The sequence below is a fragment of the Methylobacterium platani genome, assembly GCF_001653715.1.
GTDB lineage: Bacteria > Pseudomonadota > Alphaproteobacteria > Rhizobiales > Beijerinckiaceae > Methylobacterium > Methylobacterium platani.
Map to the genome: position 1 here is coordinate 19,606 of NZ_LWHQ01000002.1, position 20,981 is coordinate 40,586.

Annotated in this window: 18 protein-coding genes; all 18 read right to left on the reverse strand. The window is 70.7% G+C overall.

From position 1 onward, the window contains the following. Position 1: 1 nt before the first annotated feature. The 18 genes from lpxA to ispG all read right to left on the reverse strand — a co-directional run bounded on the left by lpxA (position 2) and on the right by ispG (position 20,823). Positions 2-820: an acyl-ACP--UDP-N-acetylglucosamine O-acyltransferase gene (gene lpxA / locus A5481_RS00510; protein ID WP_048434936.1), complete on the reverse strand. Its 819-nt coding sequence runs from the start codon at positions 818-820 to the stop codon at positions 2-4. Further along, positions 817-1,272 (reverse strand): 3-hydroxyacyl-ACP dehydratase FabZ, encoded by a 456-nt coding sequence (gene fabZ / locus A5481_RS00515; RefSeq protein ID WP_395413591.1) that lies wholly within the window; start codon positions 1,270-1,272, stop codon positions 817-819. Before fabZ ends, lpxA begins: the two co-directional genes overlap by 4 nt. A gap of 115 nt (positions 1,273-1,387) precedes the next feature. Next, entirely contained in the window at positions 1,388-2,443 is a 1,056-nt protein-coding gene (lpxD, locus tag A5481_RS00520; protein ID WP_048434934.1) for a UDP-3-O-(3-hydroxymyristoyl)glucosamine N-acyltransferase, read from the reverse strand. 163 nt (positions 2,444-2,606) lie between these two features. After that, positions 2,607-5,147, reverse strand: coding sequence for an outer membrane protein assembly factor BamA (gene bamA / locus A5481_RS00525; protein ID WP_048434933.1), 2,541 nt, complete (start codon positions 5,145-5,147; stop codon positions 2,607-2,609). 385 nt (positions 5,148-5,532) lie between these two features. Then, on the reverse strand, positions 5,533-6,693 hold the full coding sequence (gene rseP / locus A5481_RS00530; protein WP_048434932.1) for an RIP metalloprotease RseP: 1,161 nt from the start codon (positions 6,691-6,693) through the stop codon (positions 5,533-5,535). 141 nt (positions 6,694-6,834) lie between these two features. After that, positions 6,835-7,998, reverse strand: coding sequence for a 1-deoxy-D-xylulose-5-phosphate reductoisomerase (gene dxr, locus A5481_RS00535; RefSeq protein WP_048434931.1), 1,164 nt, complete (start codon positions 7,996-7,998; stop codon positions 6,835-6,837). Further along, the gene (locus A5481_RS00540; protein WP_048434930.1) at positions 7,995-8,873 is read right to left on the reverse strand and encodes a phosphatidate cytidylyltransferase; all 879 of its coding nucleotides are present in this window, start codon (positions 8,871-8,873) and stop codon (positions 7,995-7,997) included. The genes dxr and A5481_RS00540 overlap by 4 nt, the downstream gene beginning before the upstream one ends. Further along, positions 8,873-9,670 carry an isoprenyl transferase gene (locus A5481_RS00545; RefSeq protein ID WP_082173207.1) on the reverse strand — a complete coding sequence of 266 codons (798 nt, stop codon included), beginning with the start codon at positions 9,668-9,670 and terminating at the stop codon, positions 8,873-8,875. Before A5481_RS00545 ends, A5481_RS00540 begins: the two co-directional genes overlap by 1 nt. A gap of 90 nt (positions 9,671-9,760) precedes the next feature. After that, complete coding sequence (gene frr / locus A5481_RS00550) at positions 9,761-10,324, reverse strand: ribosome recycling factor (protein WP_048434929.1); 564 nt, start codon at positions 10,322-10,324, stop codon at positions 9,761-9,763. A gap of 131 nt (positions 10,325-10,455) precedes the next feature. Continuing rightward, positions 10,456-11,214: a UMP kinase gene (pyrH, locus tag A5481_RS00555; RefSeq protein WP_048434928.1), complete on the reverse strand. Its 759-nt coding sequence runs from the start codon at positions 11,212-11,214 to the stop codon at positions 10,456-10,458. Positions 11,215-11,425: 211 nt separating this feature from the next. Further along, the gene (gene tsf / locus A5481_RS00560) at positions 11,426-12,349 is read right to left on the reverse strand and encodes a translation elongation factor Ts (RefSeq protein WP_048434927.1); all 924 of its coding nucleotides are present in this window, start codon (positions 12,347-12,349) and stop codon (positions 11,426-11,428) included. A gap of 143 nt (positions 12,350-12,492) precedes the next feature. Beyond that, complete coding sequence (locus A5481_RS00565; RefSeq protein ID WP_048434926.1) at positions 12,493-13,542, reverse strand: 30S ribosomal protein S2; 1,050 nt, start codon at positions 13,540-13,542, stop codon at positions 12,493-12,495. 286 nt (positions 13,543-13,828) lie between these two features. Beyond that, entirely contained in the window at positions 13,829-15,139 is a 1,311-nt protein-coding gene (locus A5481_RS00570) for an IS4 family transposase (RefSeq protein ID WP_048437735.1), read from the reverse strand. Between the two features lie 110 nt (positions 15,140-15,249). Further along, positions 15,250-15,744 carry a cyanase gene (cynS, locus tag A5481_RS00575; protein ID WP_048433238.1) on the reverse strand — a complete coding sequence of 165 codons (495 nt, stop codon included), beginning with the start codon at positions 15,742-15,744 and terminating at the stop codon, positions 15,250-15,252. Between the two features lie 111 nt (positions 15,745-15,855). After that, positions 15,856-16,062, reverse strand: a complete 207-nt coding sequence (locus A5481_RS00580) for a hypothetical protein (RefSeq protein WP_048433239.1) — start codon at positions 16,060-16,062, stop codon at positions 15,856-15,858. A gap of 97 nt (positions 16,063-16,159) precedes the next feature. Continuing rightward, positions 16,160-17,380 (reverse strand): bifunctional phosphopantothenoylcysteine decarboxylase/phosphopantothenate--cysteine ligase CoaBC, encoded by a 1,221-nt coding sequence (gene coaBC, locus A5481_RS00585; RefSeq protein ID WP_048433240.1) that lies wholly within the window; start codon positions 17,378-17,380, stop codon positions 16,160-16,162. 4 nt (positions 17,381-17,384) lie between these two features. Further along, on the reverse strand, positions 17,385-19,358 hold the full coding sequence (locus tag A5481_RS00590) for a potassium transporter Kup (RefSeq protein WP_048433241.1): 1,974 nt from the start codon (positions 19,356-19,358) through the stop codon (positions 17,385-17,387). 163 nt (positions 19,359-19,521) lie between these two features. Further along, on the reverse strand, positions 19,522-20,823 hold the full coding sequence (gene ispG / locus A5481_RS00595) for a flavodoxin-dependent (E)-4-hydroxy-3-methylbut-2-enyl-diphosphate synthase (RefSeq protein ID WP_048433242.1): 1,302 nt from the start codon (positions 20,821-20,823) through the stop codon (positions 19,522-19,524). Positions 20,824-20,981 lie beyond the last annotated feature (158 nt).

Consider the following 20,981-nt stretch of genomic DNA (forward strand, 5'->3'; position numbering starts at 1 on the left):
GTCACGCGGGACCCGGGGCCTCGCGCGGGGTGCAGACCGAGCGCTTGCCGCCCTCGCGGATGAAGGCCAGGATCTCCTGCACGATCGGGTGCTGGTCGAATTCCGCCGCCACGTCCTCGACCCGCTCCATCAGGGTGCCTTCGAGGGCGAACAGCAGGCGGTAGGCGCGGCGCAGCGCGTGGATCTCCTCGCGGGAGAAGCCGCGGCGCTGCAGCCCGATGATGTTGAGCCCCGACAGGTGGGCGCGGTTGCCGACCGCCATGCCGTAGGGGATCAGGTCGTTCTCGAGGCCCGACAGGCCGCCGACGAAGGAATGCGCGCCGACCCGGGCGAACTGGATCACCGCGGCGCCGCCGCCGAGGATCGCGTAGTCGCCGACCTGGCAATGGCCGGCCAGCATCACGTTGTTGGAGAACACCACGTGGTTGCCGATGCGGCAATCGTGGCCGACATGGCTGTTGGCGAGGAAGGCGCAGGCATCGCCCACCACCGTCGCCAGCCCGCCGCCGGCGGTGCCGGGATTCATCGTCACGCCCTCGCGGATCTGGCAATCGGCCCCGATCGTCAGGGTCGAGTCCTCGCCGCGGAACTTCAGGTCCTGCGGCGGGTGGCCGATCGACGCGAAGGGGTAGATCCGGGTGCGCGGGCCGACCGTGGTGCGGCCGGCCACGACGACGTGGCTGACGAGCCTGACGCCGTCGCCGAGCTCAGCCTGCGGTCCGACATGGCAGAACGGCCCGATCTCGACGCCGGCGCCGAGGACCGCGCCGTCCTCGACCACCGCGCTCGGGTGGATGCGGGTCTCGAGAGGATCGCTCATTCCGTCACCAGCATCGCGCCGATCTCGGCCTCGGCCACCAGCACGCCGTTCACCTTGGCCTCGCCCTTGAACCACCACATGAAGCGGCGGTTGCTGGTCTTGCGCATGTGGTACTCGACCACGTCGCCCGGCACGACCGGCTTGCGGAACTTCGCCTTGTCGATGGTCATGAAGAAGACCTTGCTCGGCTTGGCGTCGCCCTTGAGCTTGTGGGCGCAACAGATCGCGCCGGCGGTCTGGGCCATGCCCTCGATCAGCAGCACGCCCGGGAAGACCGGGGCTGCCGGGAAGTGGCCGGTGAAGTGCGGCTCGTTGATCGTGACGTTCTTGATGCCGATGCAGCTCTCGTCCCGGTCGATCTGCACGATCTTGTCGATCATCAGGAACGGGTAGCGGTGGGGCAGGAGCTCCATCACCCGCAGGATGTCGGCCGTACCCAGCTCGGCAGGCATCTCGGTCATGGTGTCAGGCTCCCTCGTGGCTGCCCCGGATACGCGCCGGTCGTCGGTGCGCCGTCTTTGGCGAGAAGCGCGGCGGATGCAAGCCTTTTGCGGCGGGAACGGGGCGTCAGCCCTCGCTGCCCTCGTCGCGGGCGCGCGCCGCGAGGTTCTTGAGCGTCGTCATCTCGCGGAACCACTCGCGCACGGGCTTCGCCGGGGTGCCGCCCCAGCGGGCGCCGGCCGGCACGTCCTTGTTGATGTTGCTCGATCCGGCGATCTGCGCGCCCATGCCGATACGCAGGTGGCCCACCACCCCGACCTGCCCGCCGAGCACGACGTAATCCTCGAGCGTCGTCGAGCCCGAGATGCCGACCTGGGCGACGATCACGCAGTGGCGGCCGATGACGACGTTGTGGGCGATCTGCACCAGGTTGTCGATCTTGGTGCCCTCGCCCACCACGGTGTCGCGGCTGGCGCCGCGGTCGATGGTGGTGTTGGCGCCGATCTCGACGTCGTCCTGGATGATGACCCGGCCGACCTGCGGCACCTTGAGGTGGCCTCCCGGACCCATGGCGAAGCCGAACCCGTCCTGGCCGATGCGGGCGCCGCCATGCACGATCACCCGATTCCCCAGGAAGGCGTGCAGCACCGAGGCGTTCGCCCCGATGGCGCAACCGCGCCCGATCCGCACGCCCGGGCCGATGACGCAGCCCGCCGCCAGCACCGTCTCGGCGCCGATCTCGGCCTCCGGCCCGATCACCACGCCGGGATCGACGATCACGCCGGGCTCGAGCCGGGCGGTCGGATGGACGAAGGAGCCGGGCGAGACCCCGGTGGCGGCAAACAGCGAGGTCGGGCGGGCGGCGCTCGGGAACAGGCGCGCCAGGACCTTCGCGAAGCCCCGGTAGGGCTGCGGCGTGACGAGCGCGATCGTGCCGGCCGGCACCCGGGCGGCGAAGCGCGGCGAGACCAGGCAGGCGCGGGCCCGGGTCGTCCCGAGGGCTTCGGTGTACTTGGCGTTGTCCATGTAGGCCAGCTCGTCCGGGCCGGCGCTCTCGAGCGGCGCCGCCGCGCGGATCACCGCCTCGCCGTCGGCCTCGGGCGGCAGGGCGGCGCCGGAGAGCGCCGCGACCTCGCGCAGGGGGACGGGGCCCGCGAGGGGGAAGAAGACCGGTTCCGACATCGCCTGCATCCGCTGGGGCCTGGCGGGCCGGACCGGCCCGCCGAGGGGAGGGCGCCCGGACTAGCGGCTCGCGCCGGAGGGCACAAACGAAAACGGCCGCGGGAGCGCCCCGCGGCCGTCGATTCGGTGGGCGGGCGCCGTCGGCGCCCGCCGGGAGAAGTCCTTAGAAGCGCGAGCCGCCCGAGAAGCGGAACGCCTGCGTCTGGTCCTTGCCGACCCGACCGTAATAGGTGCCGTCTGCGCCGAAGACCTTCTGGCCCTCGTCCTTCGAGAGGGCGTAGGCGTAGTCGAAGCGGATCGGGCCGAGCGGCGAGTTCCACAGGATCGACGCACCGACCGACGAGCGGATCGTCTGCTTGTCGCGGACGTTCACGCATTCCGGCTCGACGCCGATGTTGAGCGCGTTGAAGTTGCAGCCGCCGGTCGGGCTGAAGCCGTTGATGAAGCCGTCGCCGTTGACGTCGAAGGTGCGGCGGCCCTTGTAGCCGAACAGCGTACCGGCATCGGCGAAGACCGCGCCCTTCAGGCCGAGGTCGCGGGGCAGGCCCCAGATCGGGAACTGCACCTCGACCGAGGCGCCGACATAGGTCGTGCCGCCGATCGCGTTCGAGCGGGCGTCGGCCGAACCGACGTCGCGCGGGCCGATGCCGTTCGGCGCGAAGCCGCGGACCAGCGACGGGCCGAGGAAGAACTGGTCGGTGACGCGGAGCGAGTTGCCCTCGGTCGGCAGGACGTGGCCGCCCTGGAACTTCACGAAGCCGACGACGTCCTCGTACAGCTCCTTGTAGTAGCGGGCCTCGCCGGTGACGCGGAAGAACTTCGAGTCGCCGCCGATGCCGGCATATTCGGGCTTCAACTCGCCGTAGAAGCCGTTGCGCGGCAGCTGCAGGTTGTCGAGGGTCGAGTAGGCGAGCGTCACGCCGGCGAGCGAGGTCAGCGTCGAGCCGACCGCCTCCTTGAGCGCGATCGAGGCCTCGCCGTCATAGGCGCAGCGCGGGTACTGGGCCAGGCCGCCGACGTTCTGGCCGTTGAGGATCGTGCCCGGATCGTAGACCTGGGTGTAGCCCGGGATCGGCACCGAGCAGTCGTTGTACGGCCGCTTGAGCGTGTTCGGGATCTTCAGGTCGGTGTTGTAGATCGAGTAGCGCAGCGTGATGCCGAACTCCTCGGTGATCGGCAGGCCGAGGCGGAGCTGGCCGCCGACCACGTCGGTCACGTAGCGCGAGTAGCGGGTCTGGTCGCTGTACTTGTTGAAGACGTCGAAGCCGGCCGCGAGGCGGTAGCCGAGGAAATACGGCTCGGTGAACGAGAAGTCGACGCCGCGGGTGTACTGGCCGGCGGTGCCGGCGAGGCGGACGTACTGGCCGCGACCGAGGAAGTTCGACTCCGAGACCGAGACCTCGCCGATGATCCCGTCCGCCGTCGAGTAGCCGCCGGCGACCGAGAACGAGCCGGTCGGTTGATCCTCGACGTCGATGTTCACGACGACGCGGTCGGGGGCGGAGCCGGGCTCGTTGGAGAACCGCACCTTCTTGAAGAAGCCGAGGCCGTTCAGCCGGCGCTCGGCCCGGTCGACCAGCACGCGGTTGTAGGCGTCGCCCTCGGTGAGGTCGAGCTCGCGCCGCACGACGTAGTCGCGGGTGCGGGTGTTGCCGCGCACGTTGATGCGCTCGATGTAGACCTTCGGCCCGTCCTCGACGATGTAGCCGAGGGCGACGGTGCCGGTGGCGCGGTCGCGCTCGCCGGTCGGGCGGACCTGGGCGAAGGGATGCCCGTTGCGCGCCACCGTGGTGGTGACGCCGGTCAGGGTCTTCTCGACGTCCTCGGCGTTGTAGACGTCGCCGACGCCGGTGCGCAGCTCGTCGCGCAGCACGGTGCCGTCGACGCCCGGGATGCGGGAATCGACCGAGACCGCGCCGACGCGGTACTGCTGGCCTTCCTCGACCGTGATGGTGATGATCCAGCCGCCGGCGGCGTCGTCGAAGCGCGAATCGGCCGAGGCGATCCGGAAGTCGGCGTAGCCGTTCTTCAGGTAGTAGCGCCGGATCAGGTCGAGGTCGTTGGCGAGCCGGTCGGGATCGTAGACGTCCGAGGTCTTGACGAAGCTGAGGAGGTTCATCTCCGACAGCGTCATCAGGTCCTTGAGCCGGCCGTCCGAGTAGACCTGGTTGCCGACGAACTTGATTTCCTTGACGCCGGTCTTGTCGCCCTCGTCGATGGTGTAGACCACGTCGACGCGGCCGTTCGGCAGGTCGACGGTGCGCACCGACACCTTGGCCAGGCCGCGGCCGGCGCGGCGGTAGACCTCGCGGATGCGCTCGAGGTCGGAGTTCACGGTCGCCTGGCTGTAGGGGCCGCGCGACTTCGACTCGACGATGCCCTCGAGCGTCCCCTTCTCGACCTTCTTGTTGCCCTCGAAGAAGACGCGGTTGATCGTGTTGTTCTCGCGCACCGACACCACGATGCGGCCGCCGCTATGCGACACGCGCACGTCGGAGAACATGCCGCTGGCGATCAGGTTGCGGCGGCCCTCCTCGGGCGACACGCCGACCACGTAGGAACGGACCGTATCCGGGTCGATCCGGGAGTTACCCTGAACGACGATCTGCTGCGCGAAGGCGCTGCCGCTGGCGGCGATGGTGGCGGCCATGACAATGGCGCCCTTCGCCGACGCACGCCGGCGCTTACCCGTCATCGACATCATCAAATGGCCCGTCTCATTTTTTGTCGGTACGGGTTTGCACCCGTAGGCGATCGCCTTCTCGCGAAGGCGAAGGCCCCTGGTCCTAAGCCCCGCTTCTATCGGGAATCCCTGGCGAAGCAAACGCCACGCTCCCAGCAGACCGGGATTTTGCCCAGACGTTGCCTTCCTGTCACGGGCTGCGGCCACGCTTTTCACACCGTAAGGTCAGCGTGCGGTGAAGGGCGGGCGGGAGCGAACGCCCCGGAATGGCACGCATTTTAAGAAAATTGCACCGATCGACCGGGCGATCGGCCGGGGTGGAATCGCGCGAAGAGCCGCCCGCTTCATGCGCGGGCGGCTCTTCGTGATCCAGGAATCCGGTGGCCCGGGAGGGCGTGCCCGGCCGTCAGGTGCCGCGGTTGAACGAGGCGCCGATATGCAGGATGTCGTTCCAGGTCGCGAACAGCATCAGCATCAGCACCAGGGCGAGGCCGATGCGGAAGCCGATCTCCTGCGCCCGCTCGCTCAGGGGGCGGCCGCGCACGATCTCGACGGCGTAGAACATCAGGTGGCCGCCATCGAGCATCGGGACCGGGAACAGGTTGATGAGCCCGATCGAGACCGACAGCACCGCGATCAGCCCGACGAGGGCGCCGATGCCGCCGACCTTGGCGGCCTGCCCCGAGACCCGGGCGATGCCCATCGGGCCGGAGAGCTGGTCGGCGGATTCGCGGCCGGTGATCAGCTTGCCGATGTAGCTGAAGGTGCGGTCGACGACGAAGTAGGTCTCGGTGACGCCGATCTTGAGCGAGTCGAGGGCGCCGTAGCGCACCAGCTTGACCTCGGCGGCGTCGCGCGGGCCCTGGATGCCGAGGCGCCCGATGCGCTGGGTCCCGAACGGGGTCTTCTCCTCGTAGGCGTCCGGCGTCGCGGTGAGCGGCGTGGTGACGCCGCCGCGCTCGACCGTGAAGGCGAGGCGGTCGCCCGCGGCGCCCGAGACGGTGCGCTGCATGTCGGCGAAGTTGTGGATGGCGCTGCCGTTGATCGTCAGCACCACGTCGCCGGGCTGGAAGCCGGCCCGCTCCGCCGCGCTGCCCGGCTGCACCGCCGAGACCCGGGGCGCCACCTCGTAGCGGCCGGTGGCGTAGACCGCGCCGGCGAAGACCGCGATGGCGAGGAGGAAGTTCGCGACCGGCCCCGCCGCCACGATGGCGACCCGCTTCCAGACGTTCTGGGCGTGGAAGCTCACCGCCCGCTCGGCGGGATCCATGCGCGCGGCCGCGTCCGTGTCGGGCACGCTGGCGCCGTTCATGTCGCCGACGAACTTGACGTAGCCGCCGAGCGGGATCGCCGAGAGCTTCCAGCGGGTGCCGCGGCGGTCGTTGAAGCCGACGAGCTCGGGTCCGAAGCCGATCGAGAAGCTGGTCACCCCGACGCCGCACCAGCGCCCGACCAGGAAGTGGCCGAGCTCGTGGATGAACACCACGACGGTGAGGACGAACAGGAACGGCACGATGTAGCCGAGCAGGTTCGTCGTCGCACCGCCGACGACGTTGAGCAGATCCATGGTCACCTCGATGCGGCGCGGCGGGATCTCACCTCACCCGGCGCGGCCGCCTATCCGACCCCTCCTCATACAGGCTCGGAGCGCCTGCGAACAGGGCGTCGAACGGCCGAGGGTTAACTTAACGGAAGCTGAAGGCGGCGGTCAGGCGGCGAGCGCGTCTTGGCTCCAGCGGCGTACCTCGGCGTCGATGGCGAGCGCCTCCTCGACGTCGGCGGGCGCCGTGGGGAAGCGGGCCGCGAAGTGCTCGCAGGCCCGCTCGACCAGGGCGGCGATGTCGTAGAAGCGGATCTTCTCGGCGATGAAGGCCGCGACCGCGATCTCGTTCGCCGCGTTCATCACCGTCGGCTGCGCCGCCCCGGCGGCGAGCGCGGCCTTGGCGATGCGCAGGCAGGGGAAGCGCTCCTCGTCCGGGCGCTCGAAGGTGAGGCTGCCGATGCCTGCGAGGTCGAGGGGCTTGCCGCGGGCGATCGACAGGCGGTCGCCGAGGCCGAGGCAGTGGGAGATCGGCACCCGCATGTCGGGGACGTAGAGCCCGGCCGTCACCGCGCCGTCGCGCCAGGTGACGAGGGCGTGGACGATCGATTGCGGGTGCACCACGGCGTCGAGGCGCTCGGCCTCGATGCCGAACAGGTGGTGGGCCTCGATCAGCTCCAGCCCCTTGTTCATCAGGGTGGCCGAATCGATGTTGATCTTCATGCCCATCGACCAGGTCGGGTGGGCGGCGGCGTCCGCGGCGCTCGCCGCGGCGATCCGCTCGCGGCTCGCGGTCCGGAACGGTCCCCCTGAGGCGGTGATGGTCATCCGGGTGACGTCGTCGATCCGGCCGGTGCCGATCGACTGCTCGAGCGCGTTGTGCTCGGAATCCATCGGCAGCAGGCGGGCGCCGAACTTCCTGGCGTCGCGCATGAAGGCGTCGCCGGCGCAGACCAGGCTCTCCTTGTTGGCGAGCGCCACGGTGCGGCCCTGGCGGATCGCCGCGCAGGTGGGCGCGAGGCCCGCCGCCCCGCTCACCGCCGCCACCACGATGTCGGCGTCCCGGGTCGCCGCCTCGATCACCGCGGACGGGCCGGCGCCGCAGGCGATGCCGGAGCCCGACAGCGCGTCGCGAAGCGCCGGCAGCCCGTCGGGATCGGCGATCGCCGCGAACTCGGCCTTCAGCGCGCGGGCGACGCGGGCGAGCGCCGCCGCGTCGCGACCGCCCGCCACCGCGCCGACCCGGAAGCGGTCCCGGTGCTGGTCGAGCAGGTCGGCGGTCGAGCGCCCGATCGAGCCGGTCGCGCCCAGGACGGAGACGGTGAGGGTCATGGATGTCCCGTGAGAGTGAGGCCGACGAGCAGGAGGCCGGCGAGGAGGGCCACGGCGAAGAAGCCGTCGAGACGGTCCATCACGCCGCCATGGCCCGGGATCAGGCGGCCGGAATCCTTGGCGCCGTAGGCGCGCTTGAGGGCCGATTCGGCGAGGTCGCCGCCCTGGCTCATCACCGAGGCGAGAGCCGACAAGGCGCAGGCGAGCGGCAGCGACAGCGCCTCGGTGGCGCCGAGATGCCGCGCGCCGGCCGCCACCGCGCCGCCGACGATCGTCGCCCCGAGGAGGCCGCCGCAGAAGCCCGACCAGGTCTTCTTCGGGCTCACCGCCGGCCACAGCTTCGGGCCGCCGAGCGACCGGCCGGTGAAGTAGGCGGCGATGTCGGTGGTCCAGACCACGCCGAACAGCCAGAGCGGCCCGGCGAGCCCGATGCGCGGATCGTCGCGCAACAGCACCGGCACCAGGGCGACCACGAGGGCGCAGGCGAGGGCCGCCGGCGCCCAGATCCGGCCCGCGGCCGGCCGGGCGAGGAGCGTCAGGGCGCCAAGGCCGAGCGCGACGGTGCCGACGAGCCAGGGGAGGGCGATCGGCAGCCGCGCGCCCGCCACCGCCCCTGCCAGCACGAGGCCGGCGATGGCGAGCAGCGGCCGGTGCGGCGCGGTCCGGGTGATGGCGAGCCACTCGCCCACCACTGCGAGCCCGGCGAGGAACCAGACCACCGCGAAGATCCAGCCGCCGTTGAGGGTGGCGCCGAGCACCAGGAGGCCGAGCACGACGGCCGACACGGTGCGCGCGCCGAGTTCCGTCGCGGGCCAGGCCGGCCGGCCGGTCGGCTTCTCGGTTCCCCGGAGGTTCGTTCCGTTCGAGCCCGCCATCAGCCCGCCCGGGCGCTGAGGCCGCCGAAGCGGCGGTCGCGGCTCTGGAACTCGCCGATCGCCGCGAGGAAGGCGGCGTGGTCGAAGTCCGGCCAGAAATCCGGCACGAACACGAACTCGGAATAGGCGGTTTGCCAGGTGAGGAAGTTCGAGACTCGCTGCTCGCCGGAGGTGCGGATGACGAGGTCGGGATCGGGGATGCCGTCGGTGTCGAGCGCCCCCGTCATCGCCGCGGCGTCGATCGCCTCCGGGGCGAGCCGCCCGTCGGCGACCGCCGCGGCGAGCGTGCGCACCGCGCGCAGGATCTCCTGGCGCCCGCCGTAATTGAACGCCACCACCAGGGTCAGCCTGGTGTTGCGGGCGGTGCGCTCCTCGGCCTCGCGCAGCAGGCCGGCGATGTCGCCGGGCAGGCCGTCGCGCTCGCCGATGATCCGCACCCGCACGCCGTTGGCGTGCAGGTCGGCGAGGTCGCGGCGCACGAACAGCTTGAGCAGGCCCATCAGGTCCGCCACCTCGGCGGCGGGCCGGCGCCAGTTCTCCGACGAGAAGCTGTAGATCGTGAGATAGGGGATCCGCAGGTCGATCGCCGAGCGCACGGCGCGACGCACCGCCTCGACCCCGCGGCGATGGCCCTCGACCCGGGGCAGCCCGCGCCGGGCGGCCCAGCGGCCGTTGCCGTCCATGATGATGGCGACGTGGGTCGGCATCGTGCCGGGCGGCGGCCCGGAGCACGCCGCCTGCTGGGCCTCGGCCTGGCCTGCCTCCAGCAGGGTCACCGTCTCGCTGTCGCCTGCCATGCTGGCCCTGACCCCGGCGGAGCCGCGTTCCGGCTCCGCGCTCCCCACGCGCTCGTTCCAACTATCCTAGAACAGTCATGCCGGTCCGTGTCAGACCTGCATGATCTCCTTTTCCTTCGACGCCAGGGTCTGGTCGACCTCGGCGATGTGCTGGTCGGTCGCCTTCTGCACCTGGTCGGCCTGGCGCTTCTCGTCGTCCTGGCTGATGGCGCCGTCCTTCTCGAGCTTCTTCAGCAGGTCGAGACCGTCGCGGCGCACGTGGCGGACCGCGACGCGGGCCTCCTCGGCATACTTGTGCGCGACCTTGACCATCTCCTTGCGGCGCTGCTCGTTCATCTCGGGGATGCGCAGGCGGATGGTCTGGCCTTCCGTCATCGGGTTGAGGCCGAGATCGGATTCGCGGATCGCCTTCTCGACCGCCGCCACCATGCCGCGGTCCCAGACCGAGACGCTGAGGAGGCGCGGCTCCGGCACGCTGATCGTCGCGACCTGCGCCATCGACATCGCGGCGCCGTAGGCGTCGACCTGGATCGGGTCGAGGAGCGAGGGGGTGGCACGCCCGGTGCGCAGCGAGCCGAGGTCGTGCTTGAGCGAGTTGATCGCGCCCTGCATGCGCCGCTTGATGTCGTTGAGGTCGAAGGAGGGGGTAGGCATTCCTGCGCGTCCCGAGGCATCGTGAGAAGAGGGGGAGGAGGCGGGACCCTGGCGGGCCCGCCCCGGTCGGGCTTCAATGAACCAAAACCCGACCTGCCGCAAATCGTCGGGGCCGGCGTCCGTTCCGGTTTTTACGGTGCCACCAGGGTCGAGGGCGCGGCGCCGGTGAGGATCGCCGTCACCGAGCTCGGCGCGTGGACCGAGCCGACGATCAGCGGCAGCCCGCCGTCGCGGGCGAGCGCGAAGGCGGCGGTGTCCATCACCTTGAGGTCGCGGGCGATCGCCTCGTCGTGGCTCAGGCGCTCGTAGCGCACCGCGTCCGGGTTGGTCTTCGGGTCGGCGGAGTAGACGCCGTCGACCTGGGTCGCCTTCAGCACCGCGTCGCATTTCAGCTCGGCGGCGCGCAGGACCGCGGCGGTGTCGGTGGTGAAGTACGGGTTGCCGGTGCCGCCGGCCAGCACCACGACCTGGCCCTTGTCGAGGTGGTGCAGGGCCGGCTGGCGGGCATAGGTCTCGCAGATCGTCGGCATCGACACCGCCGACATGGTGCGGGCGGTGACGCCGGCGGCGTTGAGCGCGGTCTCGAGCGCGAGCGAGTTCATCACCGTCGCCATCATGCCGAGGGAATCGCCCGTGGCGCGGTCGATCCAGCCCGCCGCCGAGACCCGGGCGCCGCGGATCACGTTGCCGCCGCCGACCACCAGGGCGATCTGGAATCCCTTGTCCACCGCCCGGGCGATGTCGTCGGCGAGCGCCGCGAGTGTCGGCGGGTGCAGCCAGTAGCCGTCCGGCGCGGCGAGCGCCTCGCCGGAGAGCTTCACCAGCACCCGGCGGATGGACGGCGATCCCCGATCCGGCGAGGCAGGGTCCGACACGGGATGTTGCGGCATGGGCGCTCCTCTGGCCGCCCATGGGGCGGCCGCTGTCGGCGTCAAGGGTCGTTACGAGTCGGCCGGGTTCTAGCCTGTCGATCCCGGCCCGTCGAGGCGCCGTCAGGCCTGAATCGATACCCTCGAAGGACGGGGGGCGGACAACGAAAAAGGGGGGCCGCGCAAGGCGGCCCCCCTCCTCGACCGTCGCGCGATGCGCCGGTCGTGCGGTTCAGCCCTTGGCCGCGGCCGCGACCTCGGCGGCGAAGTCCGGGGCCTCTTCCTTCTCGATGCCCTCGCCGAGCGCGTAGCGGACGAAGCCGGTGAGCTTCACCGGGCCGCCGGCCTTGCCCTCGGCCTCCTTGAGCACCTGGGAGACGGTCTTCGACGAGTCGTGGACGAAGGGCTGATCGAGGAGGGTGACCTCCTTGTAGTAGCTCTTCAGGCCGCTCTCGACGATCTTGGCCAGCACGTGGTCCGGCTTGCCGGCGTTCTTCTCGCGCAGGATGTTGCTCTCGCGCTCGACCGTGCCGGCGTCGACGCCCGAGGCGTCCAGCGCCACCGGGTTGGTCGCCGCGACGTGCATGGCGATCTGGCGGCCGAGCTGGCTCAGCACCGTCACGTCGCCGGCCGACTCGAGGGCGACGAGCACGCCGATCTTGCCGAGACCCTCGGAGACCTGGCCGTGCACGTAGGAGGCGATGACGCCCTTCTCGACCGACAGCTTGGCGACGCGGCGAAGCGTCATGTTCTCGCCGATGGTGGCGATCAGCTCCTGCAGCTTGTCCTTCACCGTGGTCTCGGCGCCCGGGAACTTGGCGGCCTCGAGGGTCTCGATGCTGTCGCCGGCGGTGAGCGCGAGCTTGGCGGCCTCGCGGACGAAGGCCTGGAAGCCGTCGTTGCGGGCGACGAAGTCGGTCTCGGAGTTCACCTCGAGCACCGCGGCGTGGTGGCCGGCGGACTCGACCGCGACCAGGCCCTCGGCGGCGACGCGGCCGGCCTTCTTGGCGGCCTTGGCGAGGCCCTTCTTGCGCAGCCAGTCCACGGCCGCCTCGAGGTCGCCGGCGGTCTCGTTGAGGGCCGACTTGCAGTCCATCATGCCCGCGCCGGTCTTCTCGCGCAGCTCCTTGACCATCGCTGCCGTGATGTTGGCCATCGTGGGATCCTCTCGATTGGCGCCCCGGCGCTCGCTGAGGGCGCCGGTCGGCGGATAAAGGGAACCCGGCGCCGTGGCGGCGCCGGGCTTTGAAGCGTCAGGTCCGCGGGGACCAACGTCCCCGCGTGGGAGGCGTGCCGGCGTTACGCCGCGGCGGCGGCCTCGACGAAGCCGCGGGCCTGGTTCACCCAGCCGTCGCGCTCGAAGCGGCCGTTGAGCTTCAGCTCGCCGTCGACCTTGGCGATGTCCTCGGGGGTCATCGCGGCGATCTGCCAGTAGTGGTAGATGCCGGCGTCGTTGAGCTTCTGCACCAGCTGCGGGCCGACGCCCGTGAGCTTGGTCAGGTCGTCCGGGGCGCCGCGCGGGGCGGCCAGCAGCTCGAAGGGCTCGCCGACATACGGCTCGGTGACGTCGACCGGCACCACCTCGGGCTCGTTGGCCAGCGCCGGCAGCTCCTCGGCCATCGGCTCCTCGGACTCGCCGAGATCGATGCCGAGCGCACCCTGGCCGCGGGAGATGCCGTCGATCGCCGCGCGGGCGACGAGGTCGCAGTAGAGCGCGATGGCGCGGCCGGCGTCGTCGTTGGCCGGGACCACGTAGGTGATGCCGTCCGGGTTGCAGTTGGTGTCGACGATGGCCGCCACCGGGATCTTGAGGCGGTTCGCCTCCTTGATCGCCAGCTGCTCCTTGTTGGTGTCGATCACGAACAGCAGGTCGGGCACGCCGCCCATGTCCTTGATGCCGCCGAGCGCCTTCTCGAGCTTGTCCTTCTCGCGGGACAGCATCAGGCGCTCCTTCTTGGTGAGGCCCTGGCCGCCGCCGGCGAGGGTCTCGTCGACCTTGCGCAGGCGCTGGATCGAGCCCGAGATGGTCTTCCAGTTGGTCAGCGTGCCGCCGAGCCAGCGCGAGTTCACGTAGTACTGGGCCGAGCGCTTGGCTGCGTCCGCGATGGTGTCGGCCGCCTGGCGCTTGGTGCCGACGAACAGCACGCGGCCGCCCTTGGCGACGGTGTCGCTCACCGCCTGCAGCGCCTGGGCGAGCGCCGGCACGGTCTGGGCGAGGTCGATGATGTGGATGTTGTTGCGGGTGCCGAAGATGTACGACTGCATCTTCGGGTTCCAGCGGTGCGCCTGGTGGCCGAAGTGCGAGCCGGCCTCGAGCAGCTGGCGCATGGAGAAGTCGGGAAGGGCCATGGTCTTTGTTCTCTCCGGTTGTCACCGCCGCGGAGGAAGCGACCGGGCCGACGAGGGACTTGCCGAGAGACAGGAACCAAGGAGGCGACCGGCCACCGGAAACGCCTCATTCAGGCATGAGGCCGGCTCCGCGTGTGGGATGGGCGGGCCTTTATCCGATCGGGGGTGGGATGGCAAGGCGCCGCCGGCTCCGGCCGCCCGCGCCGCCCGCTCCGTTCCGGCCGCGACCGGGTGCCCGCCTGCCGCCGCGGGCGGGCGATCCTACGGCTCCTTGAAGCCATGCCTTTTAAGGTGCTTTCTTGGCCATTAGCTTAGCCTTTTCGAGCACCCTGGCGGTGGATACGTGCTCCCGGGCCACGGTCGCGGCCACGTAGGGCTTGTCGACCTTGCGCTTGGGACCACGCGGGCTGGTTGCAATCCGCCCAACGTCGACCCGCTCCGCCAACGCCAGCAAGCGGGCTGCGACGCCGGCTGCATCCTCCCGCCCCGTCAACACGGCGCCGTGACCCAGCGCTACCATCAGGCCCTCGTAGCCGGCACCGATCTGGCGGCCCAGGTGGAACACCGAGACCCGCGGCTCGGACCCGTGCACCTGCTCGATGCAGGCGCTCAACAGGCTCAGCACGTTGTGAGCCAGAACCGCAGACGCAAATCCCAGAAGCGCCGCCCGCGGCCGACCCAGGCGGCCGGCCTCGCTGTGCAGCACCCGCTCCAGGCGCAGGAACAGTCCCTCGACCCGCCAGCGTCGCCGATACACCTGCGCGATCTGTGCCGCACTGACGCTCGCGGGCAGGTTGCTCCACAGCCAGATCGTCCGATCGCCCTCCGTGGTCGGCTCCGTCAGGCTGAGCGCGATGCGTCGCCAGGGGATCTGGCTCCCCTCCAGGGTGATGCTCTGCTCGCGCAGCAAGCCGGTCTCGCAGGCCCCGCTCTCCTGCCATTCCCCTTGTTCGCCCAGGCGGGGATGGTTGCCGTGCTGGCGCACCACGAAGTGGCTGCGCGCCGCGACCAGACCCTCCAGCCACGGCCGGACGCAGAAGTGCCGGTCGGCGACCCAGACCTGACCGGGCGCGGCGCCGTCCAGGAGGGCCCGAGCCAGCGCTCGCTCGTCGGCATAGGCATCTTCGGCTGCCACCAGGTCGACGGCCAGGCCGGTATCGGGATCGTAGACCACCAGGGTCAGCCCTGGCAGGGCGGCGCCGCGAAGCGCCCGCAATGGCTTCAGACGCTTCTCGCTGCCGGGCAGATGGTTGCCGTCCAGCACGCGCATCGCAAACCCCGGCAGGCTCGGATGGCCGGTGCCCGCCGCGGCCATGACCGGCGCCAGTCGAGCCGCGCTGCCGCGCACGAGGGCGCGCAGTAGCGCGGGTTCGGTCCGGTTGACCTTGTCATAGAGGGCGGGAAGCGAGACGGTCAGGTCTTCGGCTTCGCGGGCCGCCGCATGCAGGGACGAGCGCAAGCCGAGCGCCACGAGCATCATCAGCCTGACGACGGTCGAGAACAGCAACTCCCGCGTGTATTGCCAGTGTCGGTTCTGCTCGAACACCTCGTCGATCCAGCCAGCGGGCAGCGCGTGTTCCAGGGCCGTGCGGGCCATCAGGCTCGTCGGCGCATACTTCTCGAACCGTTCGATGACGGCAGACCAGACCGGATCGGAGCCTTGCAATGCTTCAGACATTGCAAGGATATAATTACGGTATTCGTACCTTAAAAGGCATGCTCCTTGAAGCCGTATTCCGGCACGCCCTCCTCGTTGCCGTAGTACTTGTAGGGCAGGAACTTGCCCGACATCTGCATCTTCACCCGGTCGCCCTTGTTGTTGGGCTCGCGCTCCATCGTCATGTTGAAGTCGATCGCCGACATGATCCCGTCGCCGAACTCCTCCTGGATCAGCTCCTTCCAGGTGGTGCCGTAGACCATCACCAGCTCGTAGAAGCGGTAGATCAGCGGATCGGTCGGCGGCATGTGCGGGATCGAGCCGCGATAGGGCGCCTCGTTGAGCATCCGCTCCTCGGCCGCCGAGAGGCCGAACAGGGCGGCGGCCTTCGCGGCCTGCGCCTTGGGCAGCTTCATCTGGCCCATGCAGGCGGCGGTGATCAGGATCGGCGAGAGGCCGCCGATCTCGTCCTGGATGTGCTTCCAGGTCCAGCCCTTCTCGCGCTTGATGTCGAGAAGCTTTTCCGTAAGGTCGTCGCGCTTCATGGCTCTCTCCCTTGGCGAGGACGCGCCGACCGGCCGGGACCGGTGCGGGGTCGGGCACGGTGGGCAATGCGCGTGCCAGTGGGAGAGGTGGGCGGGCCGGAGCCGTGTGGCCTAGCGCCGCTGCTCGCACAGTGTCTTGACGTAGGTGCCGGCCTCGGTGCCGCGGCCCGAACCGGCCGCGATGGCGGGCCCGAGCAGCATGCATTCCTGCGGCGAGTGGGCCGGGTGGGTGATGACGTCCTGGGCGGTGTCGCGGGTGCAGTCCTTCGCCGCCAGGGACGAGGCGCAGATCAGCGTGACGACGAGGATGGTGGGCAAGGCGGCCTCCCGGTCGGGGAGGGGATCTCCCGGTGGGGAGGCGGAGAGATAATGCCGGATCCGCGGGTGCCCACCGCCGGACCGGCGGTATCTTGCCTCAGGGCGAGGCGGCGTGTTGCCCGAGCCGCGCGACGAGGCGGCGCGCCACCTCGTCCTTGCCCATCGTCGGCCAGGTCTCGAGGCTGCCGTCGCGGCCGATCAGGTGGACGCTGTTGCGGTCGCCCCCCATCACGCCGGTCGCCGCCGAGACGTCGTTGGCGACGATGAGGTCGCAACCCTTGCGGGCGATCTTGGCCCGGGCATGGGCGATCACGTCGGTGGTCTCGGCGGCGAAGCCCACCACCAGGGGCGGCCGTCCCTCGGTCCGGCGCGCGATCGTCGCCAGGATGTCGGGGTTCTCGGTCAGCGCGAGGGGAGGGGGCCCCTCCGGCCCCTTCTTGATCTTCTGGTCGCCGAAGGCGGCCGGGCGCCAGTCGGCGACGGCGGCGGCGAAGACCGCGATGTCGGCGGGCAACGCCGCCTCGACCGCCTCCAGCATCTCGCGGGCGGTCTCGACCCGCACCACCGCGACGCCGGGGGGATCGGGCAGGGTGACGGGCCCCGAGACCAGGGTCACCCGGGCGCCCGCGGCGGCGGCCGCCGCCGCGATCGCGTGGCCCTGCTTGCCCGAGGAACGGTTGGCGAGGTAGCGCACCGGGTCGATCGGCTCGTGGGTCGGCCCGGAGGTGACGAGGAGGTGGCGGCCCGAGAGGGGCTTCTCCTCGGGCGCTCCCCCCAGCAGGGCCTCCACCGCGTCGGCGATCTCGTCGGGCTCGGCCATCCGGCCGGGACCGGTCTCGGCCTCGGCCATCCGGCCCACGTTGGGGCCGACCACCGCGACGCCGTCGCCCTTGAGCAGGGCGAGGTTGCGCTGCGTCGCCGGGTGCAGCCACATCCGCACGTTCATCGCCGGCGCGATCAGGATCGGCAGGGTGGTGGCGAGCAGCACCGTCGAGGCGAGGTCCGGCGCGTGGCCGCCGGCCATGCGGGCGAGCGTGTTGGCGGTGGCCGGCGCCACCACCACGGCGTCGGCGTCGCGGGCGAGCTTGATGTGGCCGATATCGGCCTCGTCGGCCCGGTCGAACAGGTCGGTATGGGCGCGCTGCCCGCTGAGCGCCGCGGCGGCGAGCGGGGTCACGAATTCCTGCGCGCCCTTGGTGAGCACGCAGCGCACCGCGGCGCCGCGCTCGCGCAGGCGCCGGATCAGATCCAGCGCCTTGTAGGCCGCGATGCCGCCCCCGATGACGAGGAGCACCCGTCTGCCGTCGAGGGCGCCCATCCGCCTACACCGTCACCTGGGTGCCGACCTCGACCACCCGCCCGGTCGGGATCTGGAAGAAGTCCGTCGCGTCGTTGGCGTTGCGGGCGAGCGTGATGAACACCCGGTCCTGCCACAGCGGCATGCCGGATTGCGCCGCCGGGCGGATCGAGCGCCGCGACAGGAAGAACGACGTCGCCATGATGTCGAACTTGAAGCCCTGCTTGCGCAGGAGCGCCAGGCCCCTCGGGATGTTCGGCGATTCCATGTAGCCGAACTTCATCACGACCTTCCAGAAATGCGGGCCCATCGGCTCGATCCGGACCCGGTCGGCGTCGTTGAGGCGCGGCAGGTCGATGGTCTTGACGGTGAGCACGACGTTCTTCTCGTGCAGCACCTTGTTGTGCTTCAGGTTGTGCAGGAGCGCCGCCGGCGCAGTCTCGGGATCGCTGGTGAGGAACACCGCCGTGCCGCGGACGTGGTGCGGCGGGCTCTTCTCCAGCATGGCGACGAGCTCGGTCAGCGGCACGTCGGTCTTGCGGGTCTTGTTGAACAGGATGGTGACGCCGCGCACCCAGGTCCACATCAGCAGCACGAGGCAGCCGGCGAGCAGCAGGGGCATGTAGCCGCCCTCGAAGACCTTGAGCAGGTTCGAGGCCAGGAACAGCAGCTCGACGGCGATGAACGGCACCATCGCGGCGCCGGCGGCCAGCGGCGACCATTGCCACACCCGCCACAGCACCAGGAAGGCGAGGCCGGCGGTGATCAGCATCGTGCCGGTGACGGCGATGCCGTAGGCCGAGGCGAGCGCCGAGGAGGAGCGGAACAGCACTACCAGGATCACCACGCCGAGCATCAGCAGCGTGTTGATCTGCGGCAGGTAGATCTGCCCCGAATGCGCCTCCGAGGTGTGGCGGATCTCGAGCCGCGGCAGCAGGCCGAGCTGCACCGCCTGGCGCGAGAGCGAGAAGGCGCCGGTGATCACCGCCTGGCTGGCGATGACGGTGGCGGCCGTCGCGAGCAGCACCATCGGCAGCAGGCCCCATTCGGGGACGAGCTGGAAGAACGGGTCGGTGACGTCGGGGTTGGCCAGCACCAGGGCGGCCTGGCCGAGGTAGTTGATGGCGAGCGACGGGCCGACGAGGGCGATCCAGGCGGTCTGGATCGGCCGGCGGCCGAAATGGCCGAGATCGGCGAACAGGGCCTCGGCCCCGGTCACCGCCAGGAACACCGCGCCGAGCGCGACCAGCGCCCCGGTGCCGTGGCCGAGCAGGTAATGCACCGCGTGCCAGGGATTGAGCGCCCACAGGACCTGCGGCGTGCGGGCGATGTGCGGCAGGGCCGCGAGCATCAGTACCGAGAACCACACCAGCATGATCGGGCCGAAGAACGTCGCCATCCGGGCGGTGCCGCGGCTCTGGACCAGGAACAGCGGCAGGATGATCGCGATGGTGATCGGCAGCACGTAATGGTCGAGGGCCGGGGTGACGAGCTTCAGGCCCTCCACCGCCGACAGGACCGAGATCGCCGGGGTGATGATCGCGTCGCCGTAGAACAGGGCGGCGCCGAACAGGCCCAGCATGAACACGATGTGCGAGCCGCCGAGCGCCTTGCGGGCGAGCGCCATCAGCGAGAGGATGCCGCCCTCGCCCTTGTTGTCCATCTGCAGCAGCAGGAGGACGTACTTGATGGTGACGATGAGCACGAGGGCCCAGAGCAGCAGCGAGACGGTGCCCAGCACCTCCTCGCCGGTGAGCACGCCGTCGGCGCGGCCGGGGCTGAGCGCCTCGCGGAAGGCGTAGAGCGGGCTGGTGCCGATATCGCCGTAGACGACGCCGACGGAGCCGAGGAACAGGGTCCAGAAGCTCGCCTTGGCGTGGCCGTGGCCTCCCTCGGCCTCGTCGACGCTGCCCGCCTTGGTCGGCGGGCCGCCGCTCTGCGGGGTGAGGGATTCGGGCGGCGCGACGGGTCCGCCCGTGGGTGCGGTCGACTGTGTCATGTCTGTTCGGGGATGCGCCCGCGGGCGGCCGGGATTGCCGCCAAGCGCGCTGATGGGCCGGGTGGCGGGCCCGATTGTGGCGAGATTGTAGCACGAGCCCGGGGGGGCGCAAGGCGGCGTGCGCCTGCCCCGCCGGCAACCGGCCCCGGCTACGTGCCGTGCCTTACTCCGCGGCGCTGCGGCGTCCTTGGCCGAAGCGGCGCTCGATGTAGTCGACGACGATGCCCTCGAAGTCCTTGGCCAGCGTCGGGCCGCGCAGGGTCATCGCCTTCTTGCCGTCGATGAAGACCGGGGCGGTCGGGGTCTCGCCGGTGCCGGGGAGCGAGATGCCGATGTCGGCGTGCTTCGACTCGCCCGGACCGTTGACGATGCAGCCCATCACGGCGACGTTCAGCCCCTCGACCCCCGGATAGGTCTTGCGCCATTCCGGCATCGAGGTGGTGATCCAGTTCTGGATGTCGCGGGCGAGCTCCTGGAACACCGTCGAGGTGGTGCGGCCGCAGCCCGGGCAGGCGGCCACCAGCGGCACGAAGGTGCGGAAGCCCATCGTCTGGAGCAGCTCCTGGGCCACCTTCACCTCGACGGTGCGGTCGCCGCCCGGCTCCGGGGTCAGGGAGTAGCGGATCGTGTCGCCGATGCCCTCCTGGAGCAGCACCCCGATCGCCGCGGAGGCCGCCACGATGCCCTTGGTGCCCATGCCGGCCTCGGTCAGGCCGAGATGGATGGCGTAGTCGGAGCGGCGCGCCACCTCGCGGTAGACCGCGATCAGGTCCTGCACCGCCGAGACCTTGGCCGAGAGCACGATGCGCTCCTTCGGCAGGCCGATCTCCACCGCCCGGTCGGCGGAGAGGAGGGCGGACTGCACCATCGCCTCGCGCATCACCGCGCGGGCGTCGCGCGGCTTCGCCGAGTTGGCGTTCTCGTCCATCATGTGGGTGAGGAGCGCCTCGTCGAGGGAGCCCCAGTTGGCGCCGATGCGCACCGCCTTGCCGTAGCGGGCGGCCTGCTCGACGATGGTGCCGAACTGCAGGTCCTTCTTCTCCTTGAAGCCGACGTTGCCCGGGTTGATCCGGTACTTGGCCAGCGCCTCGGCGCAGGCCGGATGGTCGGTCAGGAGCTTGTGGCCGATATAGTGGAAGTCGCCGACGAGCGGGACGTGGACGCCGATGCGGTCGAGGCGCTCGCGGATCTTCGGCACGGCGGACGCCGCCTCGTCGCGGTCGACGGTGATGCGTACGACCTCGGAGCCGGCCCGGGCGAGCGCCGCGACCTGCGCCACGGTGGCGTCGATGTCGGCGGTGTCGGTGTTGGTCATCGACTGCACGACGATCGGGGCGCCGCCGCCCATCACCACCGCGCCCTCGCCCTCGCCGATCCGGACGCCGACGGTGCGGTGCCGGGGGCTCGGGCCGGCGATCTCGGGGGCGGTGTTGTCCGCCGGGGCGAGGGCTTCCATGGCTTCCATCGGATACCTTCAGGGGGTCGTTCGCAGGAGACGTGTGGCGCGTGCGAGGGTCTAAGGTCGGGTCGCGGCGAGCGCGGCGTGCCCCCCGTCTAGAGCATTTCCGGGCGCGGTGGAAATCGTCTGCCGTGCATGAAAGCCCGGCGCGATCAACGGAGTAG